At 30.2% G+C, this 242-nt stretch carries 1 protein-coding gene; it reads left to right on the forward strand.

Annotated features, from left to right (window positions below; genetic code table 11):
• Window positions 1-242 (forward strand): ATP-binding cassette domain-containing protein (locus ACSNOK_RS35850; protein WP_436784838.1); only part of this gene is annotated, 242 nt, incomplete at both ends.

Genomic DNA, 242 nt, shown 5'->3' on the forward strand with positions numbered 1-242 from the left:
GTTATATTCAATGATAGATATTCAAAATGTTTCAAAAAGCTATAAAAAGAAGCATATTTTCGATTCCCTAGATATGCAATTTCAACCTCATAAAATTACTATTTTATTAGGTGAAAATGGTGCTGGAAAATCTACATTATTGCGTTTAATTGCAGGTATTGAGAATGCAGATGAAGGACGTATTCAATACTTCAATCAATATATATCAAGACGTCGAATACGTCATATTGTAGGCTATGTCC

The organism is Streptomyces sp. URMC 126, assembly GCF_051386555.1.
Lineage (GTDB): Bacteria > Actinomycetota > Actinomycetes > Streptomycetales > Streptomycetaceae > Streptomyces.